The organism is Sorangium sp. So ce834 (assembly GCF_051521425.1).
Taxonomy (GTDB): Bacteria; Myxococcota_A; Polyangia; order Polyangiales; family Polyangiaceae; genus Sorangium; species Sorangium cellulosum_D.
Genome location: NZ_CP150351.1, coordinates 10,369,142 through 10,387,368, shown reverse-complemented (window position 1 = coordinate 10,387,368; position 18,227 = coordinate 10,369,142). Strand labels below are relative to the sequence as shown.

Below are 18,227 nucleotides of genomic sequence, written 5' to 3'. Positions count from 1 at the left end.
CGTGCGTGCGGCCACGTTCGGCCCCCACGCCGCGAGCGCGGCCACTCCAAGCGTCCCGTTGCCATGTGGGATGTCTACTATAACGGATGCCGAGGCGAAAGCGGAAAATATAACGGATGCCACGGCGCCGGCGGGGCCGGCGGGCGAGCTCCCTGGAGCCCCAGCCGCTTGCCGGGCGCTTGTCGTGCCGCGCATGGCAGGGCATGCCTGGTACCTCGACTTGCGCGCCGGAGCGCCCGGGGCGCTACTCCATCGAACGAGCGGCGGCCTGCGCGCTCGATGGTGCCGCGCGCGCCGCGGGGGCGCGATCGTGGATCAGCTCCTCCAGACGCTTCTTCGTCGCCAGGAAGTGCCCCGACAGGAGCTGCTCCGGCCCGCGCGGGCGCGCCACCGGCACCTCGATGATCTCGAGCACCCGGCCAGGGTTCGCCCCGAGGACGACGATGCGATCCGAGAGGTAGATCGCCTCGTCGAGGTCGTGCGTGATGAAGAGGATCGTGACGTCGACCCGCTCCCAGATGCGGAGCAGGTGCGCCTGCATGCTCGCCCGCGTCTGCGCGTCGAGCGCGCCGAACGGCTCGTCCATCAGCAGGATGCGCGGCTCGTTCGCGAGCGCGCGGGCGATCGCCACGCGCTGCTTCATCCCGCCGGAGAGCTGAGAGGGGTAGTGATCGGCGAAGCCCGAGAGCCCCACGACCTCGAGCCACTCGAGCGCGATCCGCTCGGCCTCGCCGCCGCCCGCGCCCCGCATCTTGAGGCCGAACATCACGTTCTTCTTCACGGTGAGCCAGGGGAACAGCGTGTAGCTCTGGAACACCATGCCCCGGTCGGCGCCCGGCCCCGCGACGGGGGCCCCGTCGATCCGCACCTCGCCCGCGCTCGGCGCGTCGAGCCCGGCCACGACGCGGATCAGCGTCGACTTCCCGCACCCGGACGGCCCGATCACGCTGATGAGCTCCCGCCGGCGCACGTCGAAGCTCACCCCGTCGAGCGCCGTGACCGGCCCGCGATCGCCCTCGAAGCGGCGCGTGAGCCGCTCGATGCGCATCACCACCGGGCGCGTCCGGAGCTCGGCGAGGCGCGCGGCGACCTCGGCCGTGTGGTGCCTGTAGCTGGGGAGCTCGATCCGATCGTCCGCTGTCATCGGGGGTCTCCTTGGAGCCGCGGCGCGAGCGCGGGCGCGCCGGGCGGCGAGCCGGTGCTCGCGCCGCGCGCGGGCGGGAGCAGCCGGCGGAGGCCGCGCGCCCAGCGCGCGAGCGCGGTGTTGCCGGTCTCCCAGGGGAACAGGTGACGCCCGAGGAGGGCGAGGAGCTGATCGGTCGCGAGCCCGATGAGGCCGATGATGACGATCCCGGCGTACACGTTGGCGAAGTTCCGGTAGCGCTGCTGCTGGTAAAGGAACGCGCTCAGCCCCGATTTCTCGCCGATCAGCTCGGCGACCACGAGGTAAGTCCACGCGCAGCCGATGAGGAGGCGCAGGTCGCGGAAGAGCGCCGGCAGCGCCGCCGGGAGCACGACGTGGGCGACCAGCTGGCGGGGGCGCGCGCCGAGCGTCTGCGCGGCCTGGAGCAAGGCCGGGTCGACCGAGCGCACCGTGTTCGCGACGACGAGGACCATCTGGAAGAAGACGCCGATGAAGATGATGGCGATCTTCGGCGCGTCCCCGAGCCCGAGCACGGCGACGGCGAGCGCGCCGAACACGGGCGCCGGCATGTAACGAATGAAGTCGACGAACGGCTCGACGAGCCTCGAGAAGAGCGCGAACGCCCCGCAGAGCACGCCGAGCGGGACGCCGAGGAGCGCGGCGCAGCAGAACCCCCAGAAGATGACCTGGCAGCTCTGGAGCAGGCTCTCGTGCAGCCAGGTGTCGCCCGTGCGCTGCGGGGGCGTGGTGAAGGCGGCGTAGAAGGCGCGGCCGACCTCGTGCGGCGCCGGCAGGAAGACGGGGTTCGCGCGCTCCCCGCGGGCGAGCGGCCGCCCGGCCTGCGCGAGCTCGAGGTTGCGCCTCTCGAACACCTCGCGATCGACGAGCTGGCCCTCCGCGATGTACGCATAGGCGCCGGGGGCGACCGCGTCGCCCGGATCGGTCACGCGCACCAGCGGGTGCCAGACGAACGGCACATAGCTGACGACGCACCACGCGGCGAGCGGCAGGACGAAGGCGAGCGCCGCGAGCGTGAGGCCCGCTCGCCGCGGGAGCGGCCTCTGCACCGCGAGCAAGCCGGAGAGCGCCCCGGGCCGCGCGCGCCTCGCGCCGCCGGCCGCCCGGGGGAGGGGATTCTCCGCGCTCACGGGGCCTGACCTGCCTTGAGGGCCTCGGCGGTGAGGCTTGGATCGATGTACCCGTCGACCGCGAGCGGCGCCTTGTAGACGCTGTTCTCGACGTTGAACTCGTCGACGACCCGGCTCGATCCATAGATCGAACCGAGGCCTTCGCCCTTCTCCAGGTGCTTCATGCCGCCGGCGAGATCGAGGAAGAACGTCCCCTTCATCAAGGGCCTGTACTGCTCCGGGGTGAGCCCGACGCGCGCGCTCATGATGCGCGCGGCCTCGTCGAGGTTCTTTTCGTCCTTGATGAACCGGGCGATGCGGTCCCACACCCTCACGACCTTGCCCCAGTCGGCGCGGCGCTCGGCGAGGCTCTTCGGGCTCACGGCGAGGACGTCGTAGATGATGCCCGGCACGTCCGCGCTGGTGAAGATCGCGGTCGAGCCCGGCAGCTCGCGCAGCGCCTGTCCGCTGTTGGGCTGCCAGGCGACGATGGCGTCGACGCCGCCGGATTTCAGGGTCTGCGGCGTCTGGTCCGTCGGCACATTGACGATCTGGACGTCCTTCTCGGTGAGGCCCGCGGACCTGAGCGCGTTCAGGAGCAGGAGGTGGCCGACGAAGCCGACCTCGACGCCGACCTTCTTGCCCTTGAGCGCGGCGACGGCGGTGATTCCGGGCCTCGCGACCACCATGTCGTTGCCGCTGCTGTAATCGTTGACGAGGATGGCGACGCTCGGCGCGCCGCCGTTGCCGGTGACGAGCGCGTCGCCGTTCGTGACGCACACCGCGTCGACCTTGCCGGCGGAGTAGGCCTCCATCGAGGGCACGTACTCGAACCACGCGAAGTCGACCTCCACGCCGGCTTCCTTGAACCACCCCTTCTGGATGCCGATCTCCCAGGCGACCCACCCGGGCCAGTCGCTGTAGGCGACGCGCAGCGGAGCGCCGGCGGGCTTCGGCGCGGGGAGCGCGCCGGCGGGCGCCCCGGCCTGCGCGGCGTCGTCGTTCGCGCCGTCCGCCGACCCCTTTCCGCACGAGGCGCCGAGCAGCAGCAGCGTCACCAGCCCGACCAGTCGAACAAGCCACGTCATGGTGCGACCCTTCCTCCGGCTCTTGGGGAGCAGAGGCGAGGGTGGCCGGGCGCCCGTTGCGCCAAGTTTTCGGAGCTGTTGCGCGAGCCATGTCGCGCGTTTTTTTTCGGCGCGCGCCCGCGCGTGGAGCGCCCCGCGAGCGGCCAGGGGCCGGCGGCGGCCCGCGGGGCGTTCCGCGCGACGGCGTCAGGGCTGACTGGCGCCCTGGCCGTCTCCCTCGTCGGAGCCGTCGAGATCCGGGCACTTCTGCACGATGAGATCGCACTCCGGGATGGTCGTCTGCAGCTCGCTCGCGGGGGAAGCGCACGTGAGCGCCCGGATCTTCGCGACGTGCGCGAGCAGGCACGCCTCGTACTCGGCCACGGTCGCGGTGCAGCCCGCGCGCGCGTCGGCCGGCGGCAGGCAGCTCGGCGGGGGGTCCGCGGCCTCGTCCGCCCGCGGCTGCTGGGTCTCGGACATGCATTTCTGCATCACCGCCTCGCACGTCTGCCCGACCGTGGACCACAGCATGCCGACGAACTCGCAGGTATCCTGCTTGGAGAGCTCGAGGCTCGGCGCGAGCGACTGGCACGTGGACTCGACGTCGGCGGTCGTGAGGTCCTTGAGGTGCTTGCTGCTCACATCGGCGGGTATCGGAGCGGCCGCCACGTCCTTGCCGCCCCAGAGGACGAGCGACAGGAAGGCCGAGAGTGCTCCGAATCGAATCAGTCGGTTCATTCGTTCTCTCCCTTGTACGAGCGGCCGCCTCGGCCGCGGTGGGGCTCGGGAGCAACCGACGTACCGGCGGCCTCGTTGTGCACGATGGGACCGCGCGCGCCCGGCGCGGCGGGGCGGGCGGCGATGGGATTCATTCGTCTTCCGAGCTTCCCGCCTTCCTGCTCGGTCGCGCTGACGATATCCCATGGGATCCACCCTCCCGGGCTGTCCTCCGGGCCGCGCCGGCCGGGCGGGCAGGATGGGCACAGGGCTCCTCGCCCGCTGGAGAGCCTCCGATCACCGCGGACGGCGCTCCGGGGCTCGGAAGAGAAGAAGATGGACCGCCGAGGCGCCAAGGACGCCAGGAAGAGAACTTCTGGCTCTCCTGGCGTCCTTGGCGTCTTTTTCTCTGGATCGCTGTACCCGGCGCGGCCGAGCGGCGCGTCGCCCGAGTTCGTCCCTGGTTCCACGGAGGCGGCAGCCCGTGGAGACCTCCCGTGGACAAGGAGGGGGAGACGCCGGGGGACGCGCTCCGGACCCCGGGAGAGGCCCGGAGCGCCGGCCGTCAGACGAGCTCGCGCTCGCCGCCCGGATACACGAACGAGTCGCGGGGCGAGTACCACGAGGCGCTCTTCACCACCTGGATCGGGCTCCCGGGCCGGAGCGCATACACCGGGTGATCCTTCGCGAGGAACTCGACGGACAGGAGCTCGTACGGGTCGGCCATGTCCGCGATGTAGGGGTAGTTGCCGGCGAAGAGCCGATCTCCGATCTTCGTCACGTAGGTGAGGTGGCCGCGCGCGACCACGCCGATCTTGTGGCCGACGTGCGCCCGCGTCCGGATGATGGGCACGCCGTCCACCGAGGTCGTCGCCACGAGCTCCTTGCCGTGCACCTCCAGCGTCGTCGACCCCGGCGACGCCGGCACGCCGCGCTCGCTCACGTACCGGCGCACCACGTCGGATGAGTTGAAGTAGTGCGTGAAGAAGCGGGCCGGGCTCGCGCCGTCCGGCGTGGTGTGACCCGCGAGATCGAGCCCCAGGTAGGTGAGCGAATACGCTCCGAAGCCGGACGTCTGCTCCGGCTTGTCGACCACGTACTGGTTCATGTAAATGGCCCTGTTCTCGGCCGGCCTGAGCCCGCTCGGCAAGAGCGCCGCCGCGGCCTCCGGATCGGCGGGTATCCAGCTCGAGTAGAGCATCCGGCTATCGATGACCATCTGCGGCGCGGCGAGCTTCGACTCCGACATGGTGCTGTCTTTCTCCCCCCCGGGAAGGACGAGCACTATCACAACTCGCCGCCCGGCGATCCGCGGCTGTCCGGGAGCGGACACGGCGATTGCCCGGCCACGAGGGTGAGAGGCTGTCGAAGGAGGGAGTTGGGCGGGCGACACCGACGCAAACAGCAGCGCTGGGCGGCGGGCGCGATCGCCGCTCGGCCGGGCGGCGCCGGCGCCCGAGGTGGCGAGACGGAGGCGATGCGCCTACCCGAGCGCCGGTGAGCGGACGACGCACCACCCCGAGCGCGCGCCCGCCGTCGGCGCGCTTCAGGCCGCGCCGACGAGGGGCCGGCGCGCAGGCGCCTTGCCGTCGCGCCCGCCGGCCGGAGCAGGCGCGGTCGGCCCCACCCGCCTCACCGCATCTCAGCGCCACTGCCCGGGCCATTCTCCACCGCCGTCGCCGGGCCCCCGATCGCCGAGCCCATTTGGGAAACGCTCCTGTTACCTTGGGCGACGCTCCGCAGCGCACTGCGGGCGCAGGTTCGCGGGCAGCGCCGGCACGCCGGCCTGCTGCCCCATCGCCAGCCGAGGTCCGGATCCAACATGCAGCAGGACACGAAGGGCGCGCGCGTCTCTTTCCGTATCGATAACCTCGAAGCCGCGCTCGAGCAGGGGATCGACAACGAAGCGGCCGCGCTCGACGTGCTCGTGGCCGCCGCGGCGAAGGGGAGCCCGCACCCCGAGCTGTGGGCGAAGCTCCACGAGTCCGCTGCGCGCCACGACAGGTTCTCCGAGCTCGCGTTCGCGTACGAGCGCTTCGCCAGCGAGCGACGCTTCGGGATGCTCCCGCAGGCCGCCCAGGCCGAGGTCCTCGTCCACGCGGCCGAGTTCCTCGCCGACTTCTTCGGCGACCCCGGCGGCGCTCGCCCCTACCTCGAGCGCGCGCTCTCCGTCCTGCCCTCGCACCCGGAGGCCTTCCTGCGCCTCGAGCGCATCCTCGTGGAGGCGAACGAGCCGCCGAAGCTCGCGGACCTCTACGCCCTCGCCGCGGGCTACCGCGCGGAGCGCGCCGAGCAGCTCGCGCTGCTCCGCCGCGCCTTCGCGCTCGTCGAGGTCAGCGGAAAGGAGGAGGAGCGCGCGGTCAAGCTGCTCCAGCAGATCCTCCGGATCGACCCCGGCGACGCCTCGGCGCGCTGGGCGCTCGAGGAGCGCTACGCGCGCGCTGGGCGGCTCCAGGAGATCGCGAGGATGCTCGAGCCGGCGCTCACCACGGAGCCGCCGCCGGCCGACGCGCTCGAGATCCGCTCGCGGCTCATCGACCTCTACAGCGGTCCGCTCAAGGAGATCGAGCGAGCCCTGCCGCACGTCGAGGAGGTGCTCGCGCTGAACCCGAGCCACGAGGCCGCCTACCGGGCGGCGGAGGCCCTGCTCGGGCGCAAGACGGCCGTCGTGCGCGCCGCCGCGGCGCTCGAGGCCGCCCACGCGCGCCGCGGGAGGCCGCAGGAAGCGGCGCGGATGATGGCCCTCCAGATCGAGAACCTCCGCGGGCCGCGCCGCGTCGAGGTGCAGAAGCGGCTCGTCGAGCTGCAGTTCCAGAGGCTCGGCGACCTCGCGGCGGCGTTCGCGCTGTCGGAGCAGATCCTCGCGGTCGACCCCTCGGACGAGGCCGTGCGCGACCGCTTCCTCCAGCTCGCGTCGGTGCTCGACCGCCGCGCCGACGCGGCGCGCGTGCTCGTGCGCGCGGCGTCCGGCGCCAAGGACAAGCCGCTCCGGGCGCACATCGCCGCCGACCTCGGCGAGCTGTACGAGGGCCTCGGGGACGTCCGGAAGGCGCGCGCGGCGTTCCAGCAGGCGCTCGACGGCGAGCCCGACGCCGCGGCCGTGCGGCGCGCGGCCCGCGGGCTCGCGAAGCTCTGCGAGCGCGAGCGCGACGCGCGCGGGCTCGCCGGCGCGCTCGAGCGGCTCGCCGAGGCCGAGCCGGAGGCCGAGGCGCGCGAGGCCGCGGCGGAGCGGCTCGCGCGCCTCTACGAGGAGGAGCTCAACGACCCGGCGGGCGCGATCGCGGCGTACCGCAAGCTCGCGGAGGCGGGCTCCTCGCGCGAGGCGCGCGCCCTCGCCGCGCTCGAGCGGCTGTACGAGGCCACGGCCGCGCACGAGGGGCTCGCGTGGGTCCTCGAGCGGCGCGCCGAGGCCGAGGCGGACCGCCGCGCGGCGCGGGACCTCGCCTTCCGCGCGGCCGAGCTGCGCACCCGGCTCGCCAACCTGCCGGCCGCCATCGCCGCCTGGCGCCGCTACCTCGCGGCGTTCGGGCCCTCGCGCGAGGCGCACGCGCGGCTCCTCCCGCTGCTCGAGCAGGAGCGGCGCTGGGCCGAGCTCGAGGCGCTCCTCGAGGCCGAGGCCGAGCTCGCGGCCGGGCAGGAGCGCGCCTCGGTCCTCGCCCGCATCGGCGCGATCCGCATGGCGCGGCTCGACGATCCGGCCGGCGCGATCGCCGCGTACCGCGAGGCGCTCGCGCTCGATCCGGCGGATCGACCGAGCCGGCTCGCGGTCGAGAAGATGCTCGGCCCGCCCCCGGCGAGCGGCGCCGGCGGGGCGGAGCCCACCCCGTCGCGGCAGAGCGCCCACCTCGTCTTGACCGACGAGCAGCGGCTCGCGGCCTGCGCGGTGCTGGAGCCGATCGCGCGCGGGGACGGCGCGGCGCAGCTCCTCGTGCGCGTGCTCGAGACCCGGGCGGAGATCGCGCCCGTCGCGTGGACCCCGGGCGCCGCCGCGCCGGCGCCGGCCGACGCGTCGGGCCGGCTCGCGGCGCTCGAGGAGGCGGCCGCGGTCGCCGAGCGCGAGCTCCGGGACCCGAAGAAGGCGCTCGACCTGGCGGCGCGCGGGCTCTCGATCGCGACCGCGTCCGCGCCGGAGCGCATCGCCCGGTGGGTCGCCGAGGTCGAGCGGCTGACCGAGCACGGAAGCGAGTCCGCGCGGCGCGCGCCGACGCTCGCCGGCGCCCTCGGGGATCGCGCGGTGGACAGCGCGCCGCTGTCGCACCTCGCGCGGCGGGCGGGCGAGGCGCTGCTCGCGAGCGGCGACGTGACGCAGGCGCTCGCGCTCTATCGGCGGGCGCTCGCCTTCGAGCCGTCGTCGCGCGAGCTCATCGCGCGGGTGGACGCGCTCCTGCGCGAGCAGGGCAGCCCCGAGGAGCGGCTCGCCCTCTACCGCGAGGCGCTCGCGCAGCCGTGCCCGCCCGCGCGGCGGCGCGAGCTCCTGCACGCGATCGGCACGATCCAGCGCCGCGACGTCGGCGACCTCGCCGGGGCGGCCGAGACGTACCGCGCCGCGATCGAGGACGACCCGGGCGACGACGCTGCGTACGAGGCGCTCCTGGAGACGTACGCGGCGGGCGGCGCGTGGGACGCGCTCTACGACGCGCTGGCCGAGCGGCTCCCGAGCGCGCCGCCCGACGAGCGCGTCGGGCGCGAGCTGCGCATGGCCGAGGCGGCGGCCAAGGGCGGGAAGGTGCCGAGCGCGGTCGCGCATTACCGCGCGATCCTGTCGGGCGGCGCGGCGCTCTCCGACGCGGCGCTCTCCGCGATGGAGGCGCTCGCGCTGTCGGCCGGCGACGCGGCGCTGCTCCGCGAGGTGCTCGAGCGGCGGGTCGCCGCCTCGGGCGATCCGCAGGACGAGGCGCTCTGGCTGGAGCGGCTCGGCGAGCTGTCGGCGTTCGGGATCGGCGGCGCGTCCGGCGCGGACGCCGCCCCGGGCGATCTCGACGCGGCGGTGGCGGCCTGGCTGCGCGCCGCCGCGCTCGCCGAGGGGCCGATCGCGGATCCGGAGCGGGCGCAGAAGCTCTACGAGCGCGTGCTCTCCGTCGCGCCGAAGCACCGCGACGCCGCCGGCCGCCTCGCCGCGCTCTACCGCGGGCAGGGGGCCTGGGAGCGGCTCGCCGCGGTCTGCGAGGTCCTGCTCGACACCGCGGAGGGCGACGACGAGGCGCTCGCCGCGCTCGCGGCGCTCGAGGACGCGGCGATCCGGGCGCGCGCGACGTCGCGCTTCGTCGACGCCGCGCTCGAGCTCCGCGATCGCATGAGGGGCGAGGGGGAGGAGAGCGAGGGGGAGCGGAGCGCGCCCGCCGGCAAGCCGGCCGCGGCGCGGCTCCGCGCGATCGACGCCGCGCTCGCGCGGGTGCTCGCCGCCGATCCCGACCGGCAGGACGACGCCGCGTCCGTCTACCGGCGCCTGCTCTCGCCGCCCGAGGGCGGCGACGCCGCGCAGGGCGCGCTCGACCCCGCCGCGCTGGAGGCGTTCCGCGCGTTCCTCGCGCAGAGCCCGGACACGCTCGCGCGCCGCGTGGACCGGCGCTGGCTCTTCACGCTCCTCATGGAGCGCTCGCGCGAGGGCGAACGCCAGCGGGCGCTCGCCGCGTGGGCCGCGTGGGAGGAGGAGATCGGCGAGCGCGCGGCGGCCGCGGCGCTCTACGCCCGGCTGCTCGAGGCGGATCCCGAGAACGACGACGCGCTCGCGGCGCGGGGGCGCCTCCTCGCCGAGCTCGGCGACGACGAGGGCGCGGCGGAGGTGCTCGCGATGCGCCGCGATCGCAGCGAGGGCAGCGCGCGCGTGGCGCTCGACGTCGAGCTCGCGACGCTCCTGCTCGATCGGCTGGATCGGCCGGCGGAGGCGCTCGACGCCGTCGCGCCCGCGATCGAGGCCGGGATCGTCGAGCCCGCGGTGCTCGAGATCGCCGAGTGCGCGCTGGGGCGGCCCGAGACGCAGGCGCGCGCCGCGCTCTTGCTCGAGCGGGCGTGCGACGCGCTCGACGACCCCGAGGCGCGCGTCGCGCTGCTCGAGACGCTGCTCGCGAGCTCGCCCGCGCCGCGCCCGCCGTCGGAGGCGAGCGCCGCGCCGGGCGCGCCGCGCGGCGCGCTCGACGGGGGCAGCCTGGCGTCCGCGCAGCGCGCCGCCGTCCGCCGCGGCTGGTTCGAGCGCCTGCTCGATCTCCACGAGGGCGACGCGGCGCGGGGCCTCGAGGTCGCCCTGCGCGCGGTCTCCGAGCTGCCTGGCGAGCTCGACCTCTGGGATCGGCTCGAGGAGCTCGGCCGCCGGGCGAAGCAGCCCGAGCGCGTCGCGGCCGCGCACGCCGCGGCGCTCGGCGACGCGGGCGCGGCGCTCCCGCCCGACGTCGTCGAGGAGATCGGCCGGCGCGCCGTCGAGCACCACGAGGAATGGTTCGACGCGCCGGAGGCCGCCCTCGCGCTGCTCCGCCGGCTCGTGGAGCTCGTGCCGGGCTCGCTCTGGGGCTTCGAGCGGCTGAAGCTCGCCTACAACGCGGCCGAGCGCTGGGAGGACCTCTTCGCCCTCTACGACGCGATGCTCGAGCGCACCTCGGCGCCCGACGAGCGCATCTTCCTCCTGGAGGACGCCGCGGCCGTGGCGCGCGATCTCGCGGGCGACGGCGAGCGCACGATGCGCTACCTCGAGCAACTCCTGCCGCTCCAGGACGACGCGCGCACCCGCGCCGCGCTCGAGCGGCTCTACGAGCGCCACGGCAGGCACCGGCCGCTCATCGATCTCCTGACGGCCGAGCTGCCGAGGCTCTCCGGCGAGGCCGCGGAGCGGCTCCGCGAGCGCGTCGCGCTCCTCTGGATCGAGGGGGTCGGCGACGCCGCGTCGGCGCTCCCCGTGATCGAGCAGCTCCTCGACGCGTGGCTCTCGTCCCGCGCGCCCGGCGCGCCCCGCGCCGCCTTCGCGCTGCTCGAGCGCGTCCTCGCGGCGATCCCGCCCGAGCAGGCGCCCGCCGGCGAGGCGGGCGCGCTCGCCTCGCGCGCGGCGCGGCAGCGATCGGCCGTCCTGCTCGCGCGGCGCTACCGCGAGGAGGGGCGGCCGGAGGACCTCGTGCGCGTGCTGGAGATCCAGCTCGAGGGCGCCGACGTGGACGACCGCCCGGCGCTCCTGCGCGAGATCGTGCGGCTCCGCCGCGACGCCCTCGGCGACGAGCCCGGCGCGTTCGCGCGGCTCGCCGAGCTCATCGAGCTCAGGCCGTCGGACCCCGGCGATCGCGCCGAGCTCGCCGAGCTCGCCGAGCGGCTCGGCCGGCACGACCGCCTGGCCGAGGTCCTCGCCGCGGCCGAGCCGCGCGCCGAGGGCCCGCAGCAGGCGCTCGCGCTCGTCCGCGACGCCGCGCTCCTCCGCCGCGACCGGCTCCGCGACGCGGACGGCGCGATCTCGCTCTTCCGCCGGCTCTTCTCGCTGGCCGAGCGCCACGGCGACGCCGCGGCCGCGCGCGACGCGGCCCGCGCGCTCGACCGGCTCTTCGCCGAGGGCGACCGCGTCGCCGAGCGGTGCGACGTGCTCGACACGCTCGCCGCGCTCGAGACCGACCCGGCGGCGCGGCGCGAGGCCCTCGGCGAGCTCGCGCGGCTCGCCGCGTCGCGGCTCCACGACGAGGCGCGGGCGATCGCCGCGTACTCGGCGCGCCTCGCCGACGACCGGCAGGATCTCGAGGCGCTCGACGGGCTCGCCGCCATCCTCGAGGAGGGCGGGCGCTACCGGGAGCTCACGGCCGTGCTGGAGCGCCGCGCGGCCGTGCGCGGCGGCGCGGGCGGCCGGCGCGATCTCGGGCGGGTCGCGCGGCTCTTCGAGCGCGAGCTCGGCGACGCCGAGCAGGCGATCGCCACCTGGCGCCGCATCCGCGAGGAGCTCGCGCCCGATCCCGAGAGCGGGGACGCGCTCGCCGCGCTCTACACGCGCGCCGAGCGCTGGGGCGACCTCGTCGCGCTGCTCGAGGTCGAGGCGTCCGCGGCCCGCGCGCTCCCCGGCGGGGCCGGCGCGGCGCGCAGCGCGGAGCTCTTCCGCCGCCTCGGCGACGCGCACCGCGATCGCACGCTCGCGTGGGAGCGCGCCGTCGAGGGCTACCGCCGCGCGCACGAGGCCGAGCGGGCCGCGCGCGGCGAGGGCGGCGAGGGAGGCGAGGGCGGCGAGGGGACCGCGCGCGGGTCGGCCACGGCGCGCGCGGGGCTCGAAGAGCTGCTCCGCCGCGTCGATCCGGCGTCGGCCGAGCACCGCCGCGCGCTGGTCGCCGCGGTGGGCGCGCTGCTCGAGATCTGCGCCGCCGCGGACGACTGGCGCGCCGAGGTCGCGCTGCTCGAGCCGCGGCTCGCCGCGGCCGAGACGGACGCCGAGCGGGTCGCCATCCTGAAGGCCTCCGCGGCGCTGCTCGAGGAGCGCGGCGGCGACCGGGAGGGCGCCTTCGAGCTCGCCTTCCGCGCGTTCCTCCTGTCGCCCGGCGAGGGGCAGCCCGAGGGCCTCCTGCGGCTCACCGATCTCGCGGGCCGCTGGCACACGATCGCCGACGCGCTCCCCGGGCTCGAGCGCCGCGGCGACGTGCCTCCCGCCACGCTCCGCGACCTCACCTTCCGCGTCGGCCGCTGGCACCGCGACGCGCGCGCCGACGCCGACGCGGCCGAGCGCGCGTTCGAGCGGGCGCTCCTCCACGACCCAACGAACAGCGCCATCCTGCTCGATCTCGCGGAGCTCCTGCGGCACCGGCGCGGTCCCTCGCTCGTCCCGACCCTGCTCCGGCTCGCGGCGGCGACTGGGCACGACCTCGCCCTCTACCGCGAGGCCGTCGAGACCGCGCGCGACGCGGGCGACGCCGCCCGGGCCCGCGACATCGCCGCAGAGCTCCTCGAGATCGCCGTGCGGCGCCTCGGCGACGAGGAGGGGCAGCCGCCGGTCCCCGGCGCGTGGCCCCCGTCGCGCGCCGCGCTCTGGGCGATCGACGCGCTCGTCGCCATGCTCGCGGACGCCGGCGACAGGCCGCAGATCGTCGCGCTCTGCCGGCGCGGCGCCGCGCTCCCGCTCGCGTCGAGCGAGCAGCGCCGGCTCCTGCGGATCGCGGCCGAGGCGGCGGAGCCCGAGGAGGCGATCGCCCTCTACGGCGGGCTCTTCGACGACGATCCGGCGGACGAGCCGGTCGGCGAGAGCCTCGCGGCGCTCCTCCGGAAGGGCTCCCGGTACGAGGAGCTCGTGCGCCTGCGCGAGCGGCAGATCGAGGTCTCGGGCGACGCCGAGCGCCGCGTCGCGCTCCGGTACGACGCCGCCGAGCTCCTCGCGGAGACCCCGCGCGCCGCCGACGCGATCGCGCTGCTCCGCAAGAACCTCGCCGAGCGCCCGGGGCACGCCGCGTCGATCGACAAGCTCGCCGCGCTGCTCGAGGCGGGCGGGCTGCACCGCGAGCTCATGCTGCTCCGCGAGGAGCAGGCGTCCGCGCGCGAGGCGGAGGGCGCCGGGCCGGCGGCGGCCGAGCTCTGGCTCCAGGCGGCGTCCCTCGCCGAGCACGAGCTCAACGAGCCCGAGCGCGCGATCGCGAGCTACGGCCGCGCCGCGGAGATCGGCTCGGTCGAGGCGCTCGACGCCCTCGCCCGGCTGCTCGCGCGCCGCGGCGAGCACGCGGCGGCCGCCGAGGCGCTCGAGCGGCTCTGCGCGGGCGCGCCGGCCGAGGAGCTCCACCAGGCCGCGCTGCGCCTCGCGGACGCGTACCTCGCCGCCGGCGAGCCCGACCGCGCCCGCGCCGCCCTCGAGCGAGCGGTGCCGCGCGCCGCCCAGCCCGCGCCGCTCCGCGAGCGGCTCGCGTATCTCTACCGCGCCTCGGGCGCGTGGGGCTCGCTGGCCGAGCTCATCGCCGGCGACGCCGCGCGCGCCGACGAGGCGCCGGCCCGGCTCTCGCTCCTCCGCGAGGCCGCGGAGCTCTACCTCACGCGCGCGAGCGCGCCGGCCGCCGCGATCCCGCTGTTCGACGACGCCATCGTCCTCGCCCCCGACGACCTCTCGCTGCGCCTCGCGCGGAGCCGCGCCCTCTCCGCCGCGGGCAGGACCGACGACGCGACCGCGGCCCTGCGCGCGATCGTCGCCGACTTCGGCAGCCGCCGCCCGAAGGAGCGCGCGTTCGTCCACTACGAGCTCGCCCGCGTCGCCCTCGCCGCGGGCGACCGCGCCCGCGCGATGGCGGAGTTCGATCTCGCGCTGCGCGTCGACCCCGCGCACCCGGACGCGCTCCACGGCCTCGCCGGCCTCGCCCTCGAGGACGGCCAGCTCGAGCGCGCGCACCGCGCCTACCGCGCGCTGCTGCTCGTCGCGCGCCGGCCCCGCGACGAGGGCGGCGAGGGGTTCGCCGGCGCGCGGCGGAGCACGATGCCGCCGACGCGCTCCAGCGTGGCCCTCCCGACGGCGACCTCGTTCAGCCGGGCCGAGGTCCTCCTCGCGCTCGGCGAGATCGCGCGGCGGCAGGGCGCGCCCGATCGCGAGATCGAGTACGTCGAGTCCGCCTTCGAGGCGGCGCGCGAGAGCGACGCCGAGCACGAGAAGCTCCTCGCCGCGCTGCGCGCCCGCGGGCGTCACGACCTGCTCGCCCGCGCGCTCGAGGCGCGGCTCGCCGGCCCGGCCCTCGAGCCCGCCGAGGACGCCGCCGCCGCGCTCGTCGAGCTCGCGTCGCTCTACGAGGGGCCGCTCGATCGCCCCGAGCCCGCGCTCGCGGCCCGCCTGCGCGCCCTGGATCTCGCGCCGGGCGCCGGCCCCGCCCACGACGCCGCCCTCGAGCTCGCGCGCCGTCTCGGCCAGACGCACCGGTACCTCGAGCTCGTCGAGCGGCTCTGCGCGCGGGCGGCCTCCGAGCCGCACGAGGTCGCGCTCCTGCTCCGCTTCGCCCGCGCCCTCGAGCTCGCGCCGGACGGCCAGGAGCGCGCCGCGGCCGTCTACCGCCGCGCCGAGGCGAAGATCGCGGCCGGCGGGCCCTCGGCCGGGCGCGAGGCGGGCGCCGACCTCGAGCAGCTGTGGCGCTCCCTCGGGGCCATCTACGAGCGCCTCGGCGACCGCCTGGCGCAGGCCGACGTCCTCCGCAAGCGCATCGCCCACGCCGACGCCGCGCGCGCCGCTGACCCGCGCGCGGACGACGCGCAGGCCGCCCCCGGGGGCCGCCTGGACCGCGCCGAGCCGCGGTACCGCCTGGCCGCGCTGCTCGCGTCGGACCCGGCCGAGGTCGATCCGGCGATCTCCCTCCTCGAGGAGGCGCTCGAGCTCTCCGCCGATCCGGATCGCGCCGAGGCGATCCTGCGGGACGCGCTCCGCGCGGATCCGAGGAACCCGCGCGCGATCCGCCTCTTCGAGCGCCTCGCCCGGCAGAGCGGGCGCCCGCGCGCCCTCGTGGACGCGCTGCTCCTGCTCGCCGAGATCGAGGGCCCGGGCGTCCTCGAAGAGGCGGTCCGCACCGCCCGCGCGCTCGGCGACCGCGAGCTGGCCGAGTCGATCCTGCTGCGCATCGTCGGCGCCGGCGCTGCGCCCTCGTCCGACCCGCCCGGCGCCGCGTGGGCGCTCGTCGCGCTGGCCGAGCTCCGCGAGGAGGCCGGCGATCTCGCGGCCGCCGCTTGGCTGAGCGAGCGCGCCGCGCGCGCCTCGGCGCCCGAGGACGAGCGCGCGCTGCTCCTGCACGCCGCGGAGCTCTCCGCGGGCCCGCTCGACGACCTCGCCCGCGCCGCGCGCCTCTACGAGGAGCTCCGCGCCCGCGAGCCCGCCGAGCGCGAGATCTGGATGCCCCTCGCCGGCGTGTACCGCCGGAGCGGCGACGCCGCGCGCCTCTCGACGCTGCTCGAGGAGACCGTCCCCCTCGTCGACGACCTCTCCGAGCGCTGCGCGCTGCGCCTGGAGCGCGCGCGCCTCCTCGCGCGGGAGTCGCCGGCCCAGGCGGCGCTCCTGCTCCGCGACATCCTCGACGAGGACCCGACCCAGGTGGAGGCCGCCATCCTCCTCGCCACGATGCTCGAGGAGGCCGGCCGCACCGAGGAGCTCGGCGAGCTCTTCGCGCTGCAGCTCGACGCCGCGAAGGACCGCGCGGACGTCGCCTCGATCGCGTCGATCTCGATGCGCCTCGGCGCCCTCCTCGAGCAGCGCGGCGACGATCGCGGCGCGCGCGACGTCTACCTCGGGGCCGTCGACTGGGACGCCACGAACCGCGACGTCCTGCGCGCCCTCGTGCGCCTCAGCCGCAAGCGCGACAGCGCGGACGATCTCGCCGACGCGCTCGAGAAGCTCCTGCGCATCGAGCAGGCCGACGAGGCGGCGCAGATCGCGCTGGAGCTCTCGGAGCTGCACGGCGCGCGCGGCGACGACGCCGCCGCCGAGGCCGCCCTCAAGGCCGGCTACGCGGTCTGCCCCGCGAGCGACCGGCTCCGCGAGGAGCTCGCGTCGCGCTACGCGGCCCGCGAGGCCTGGCACGCGCTCGCCGAGCTGCACGTGCTCACGGCGCGCGTCGCCGGCGCCGACGAGGCGCGCGTCGCGTCGCTCTGCCGCGCCGCCGAGATCCTCCGCGACCGCGCGGGCGACGCCGCGGCCGCGGCCGAGCTCCTCGAGCGCGCCCTCGGCGTCGCCCCCGGGGATCGCGACGTCCTGCTCGCGCTCATCGACGCGTGCGGCGCGTCGTCCGACCACGCCCGCGCGGCCCGCGCGCTCACGGCGACGCTCGAGGCGAGCCCGGACGACCCGTGGCTCTACCGCGCGCGGGCCGAGGTCCACGGGGCGCTCGGGCAGGACGACCGCGCGCTCGGCGATCTCGAGCGCGCCTACGCGCTCGGCGGCGCCGAGTACGCGCGCGAGCTCGTCGCCGAGCTCGAGCGGGCGCTCGCGCGCGCGGCGGCGCGGCCCGCCGAGGCCGAGCCCGCGCCGTCCGAGCCCGCGCCGGAGGCGGCGGGGGCCTCCTCGCCCCGCGCGCTCCGGCTGCGCCTCGCCGAGATCCTCGCGCGCTCGGGCGATCTCGAGCGCGCGCGCGCCCACCTCGGCGACCTGCTCCACGCCGACTCCAAGGATCGCGCGGCGCTCAAGGCGCTCGCCGGCCTCGAAGAATCGGCCGAGCGGTGGGACGCCGCGAGCGCCGTCTACCGGAGGCTCATCGCGCTCGAGGAGGGCGACGCGCTCGTCGCCACCGCGCTCCGCCTGGCCGGCGCCTGCGCGCGCGCCGGCCACCTGAGCGACGCCCGCGGCGGGCTCGAGCGCGCGCGCCGCGCCGCGCCCGGCAACGCCGAGATCCGCGATCGCCTGCGCGCGCTCTACGCCGAGATCGGCGCGAGCCGCGAGCTCGCCGCGATCACGCTGGAGGAGGCGGCGGCCGCCTCCGACGTGGCCGGCCGCTTCGCGCTGCTCGTCAAGGCCGGCCGCCTGCTCCTCGAGGTCGGCGACGCGGCGCAGGCGGCCCCGGTGCTCCGGGAGGCGCGCTCCCTCCGCCCGGAGGACCAGGATGTCGCCCTCCTGCTCGTCGACGCCCTGACGGCCGCGGGCAGCCCCAAGGAGGCGCGGGCGGTCACCTCGGAGCTCATCGTCGCCAGCAAGGGGCGCCGCTCGCGGCTCCTCGGCGCCGTCTACCACCGCCTCGCGCGGATCGAGGACGCCGAGGGGAATCCGCGCGAGTCGCTCACCGCGCTCTCGAGGGCGCTCGAGAACGACCCTCAGAACGGCGAGCTCGCCATGGCGCTCGGCGAGAGCGCGCTCGGGCTGGGGGAGCAGGACATCGCCGCGCGCGCCTACCGCGCGGTCACCCTGATGAAGATTGCCCCCGAGCCCGGCGAGGGCGGCACCACGCTCGCCGCGCGCGCTCTCGCCTATTACCACCTCGGGGCGATGGCGCTCGCCGCCGGCGACCGCCGCAAAGCGCGCCTGATGCTCGACAAGTCCGTCTCCGAGGACGGGTCGCTCGAGGCGGCCCGGGCGCTCCTCGACGAGCTGCGCGCCGGCTAAACCCCCCTCCCGCGCGTCTCGTCAGGTATGCCCCGGTCGCGGCGGCCGCCCTCGCGGCCGCCCCAGGCGGCGCGGCGGCCGCGGCGCGCGCCGGCGCGCCCGATTCCAGCGGTATTTTGCGGCTTTCGTGCCTCTCTCCGGCCCGCGGCGGCGCCGCGCCGCCGGCCCTCCCGGCGGCGCGTTCCCCC

Annotated in this window: 6 protein-coding genes; 1 reads left to right on the top strand and 5 read right to left on the bottom strand. The window is 76.7% G+C overall.

Annotation, left to right across the window (positions count from 1 at the left end):
- Window positions 1-244 precede the first annotated feature (244 nt).
- The 5 genes from WMF20_RS38140 to WMF20_RS38120 all read right to left on the bottom strand — a co-directional run bounded on the left by WMF20_RS38140 (window position 245) and on the right by WMF20_RS38120 (window position 5,304).
- Window positions 245-1,144 (bottom strand): ABC transporter ATP-binding protein, encoded by a 900-nt coding sequence (locus WMF20_RS38140; RefSeq protein WP_437606688.1) that lies wholly within the window; start codon window positions 1,142-1,144, stop codon window positions 245-247.
- Window positions 1,141-2,220: an ABC transporter permease gene (locus tag WMF20_RS38135; protein ID WP_437617206.1), complete on the bottom strand. Its 1,080-nt coding sequence runs from the start codon at window positions 2,218-2,220 to the stop codon at window positions 1,141-1,143. Before WMF20_RS38135 ends, WMF20_RS38140 begins: the two co-directional genes overlap by 4 nt.
- A 68-nt stretch (window positions 2,221-2,288) precedes the next feature.
- Window positions 2,289-3,359: an ABC transporter substrate-binding protein gene (locus WMF20_RS38130; protein WP_437606687.1), complete on the bottom strand. Its 1,071-nt coding sequence runs from the start codon at window positions 3,357-3,359 to the stop codon at window positions 2,289-2,291.
- Window positions 3,360-3,545: 186 nt separating this feature from the next.
- Complete coding sequence (locus WMF20_RS38125; protein ID WP_437606686.1) at window positions 3,546-4,076, bottom strand: hypothetical protein; 531 nt, start codon at window positions 4,074-4,076, stop codon at window positions 3,546-3,548.
- Window positions 4,077-4,620: 544 nt separating this feature from the next.
- Window positions 4,621-5,304 (bottom strand): hypothetical protein, encoded by a 684-nt coding sequence (locus WMF20_RS38120; protein ID WP_129578888.1) that lies wholly within the window; start codon window positions 5,302-5,304, stop codon window positions 4,621-4,623.
- A 573-nt stretch (window positions 5,305-5,877) separates the two neighbouring features.
- On the opposite strand from WMF20_RS38120, the gene WMF20_RS38115 reads away from it, so the two are divergent.
- The gene (locus WMF20_RS38115) at window positions 5,878-18,039 is read left to right on the top strand and encodes a tetratricopeptide repeat protein (RefSeq protein ID WP_437606685.1); all 12,162 of its coding nucleotides are present in this window, start codon (window positions 5,878-5,880) and stop codon (window positions 18,037-18,039) included.
- Window positions 18,040-18,227 lie beyond the last annotated feature (188 nt).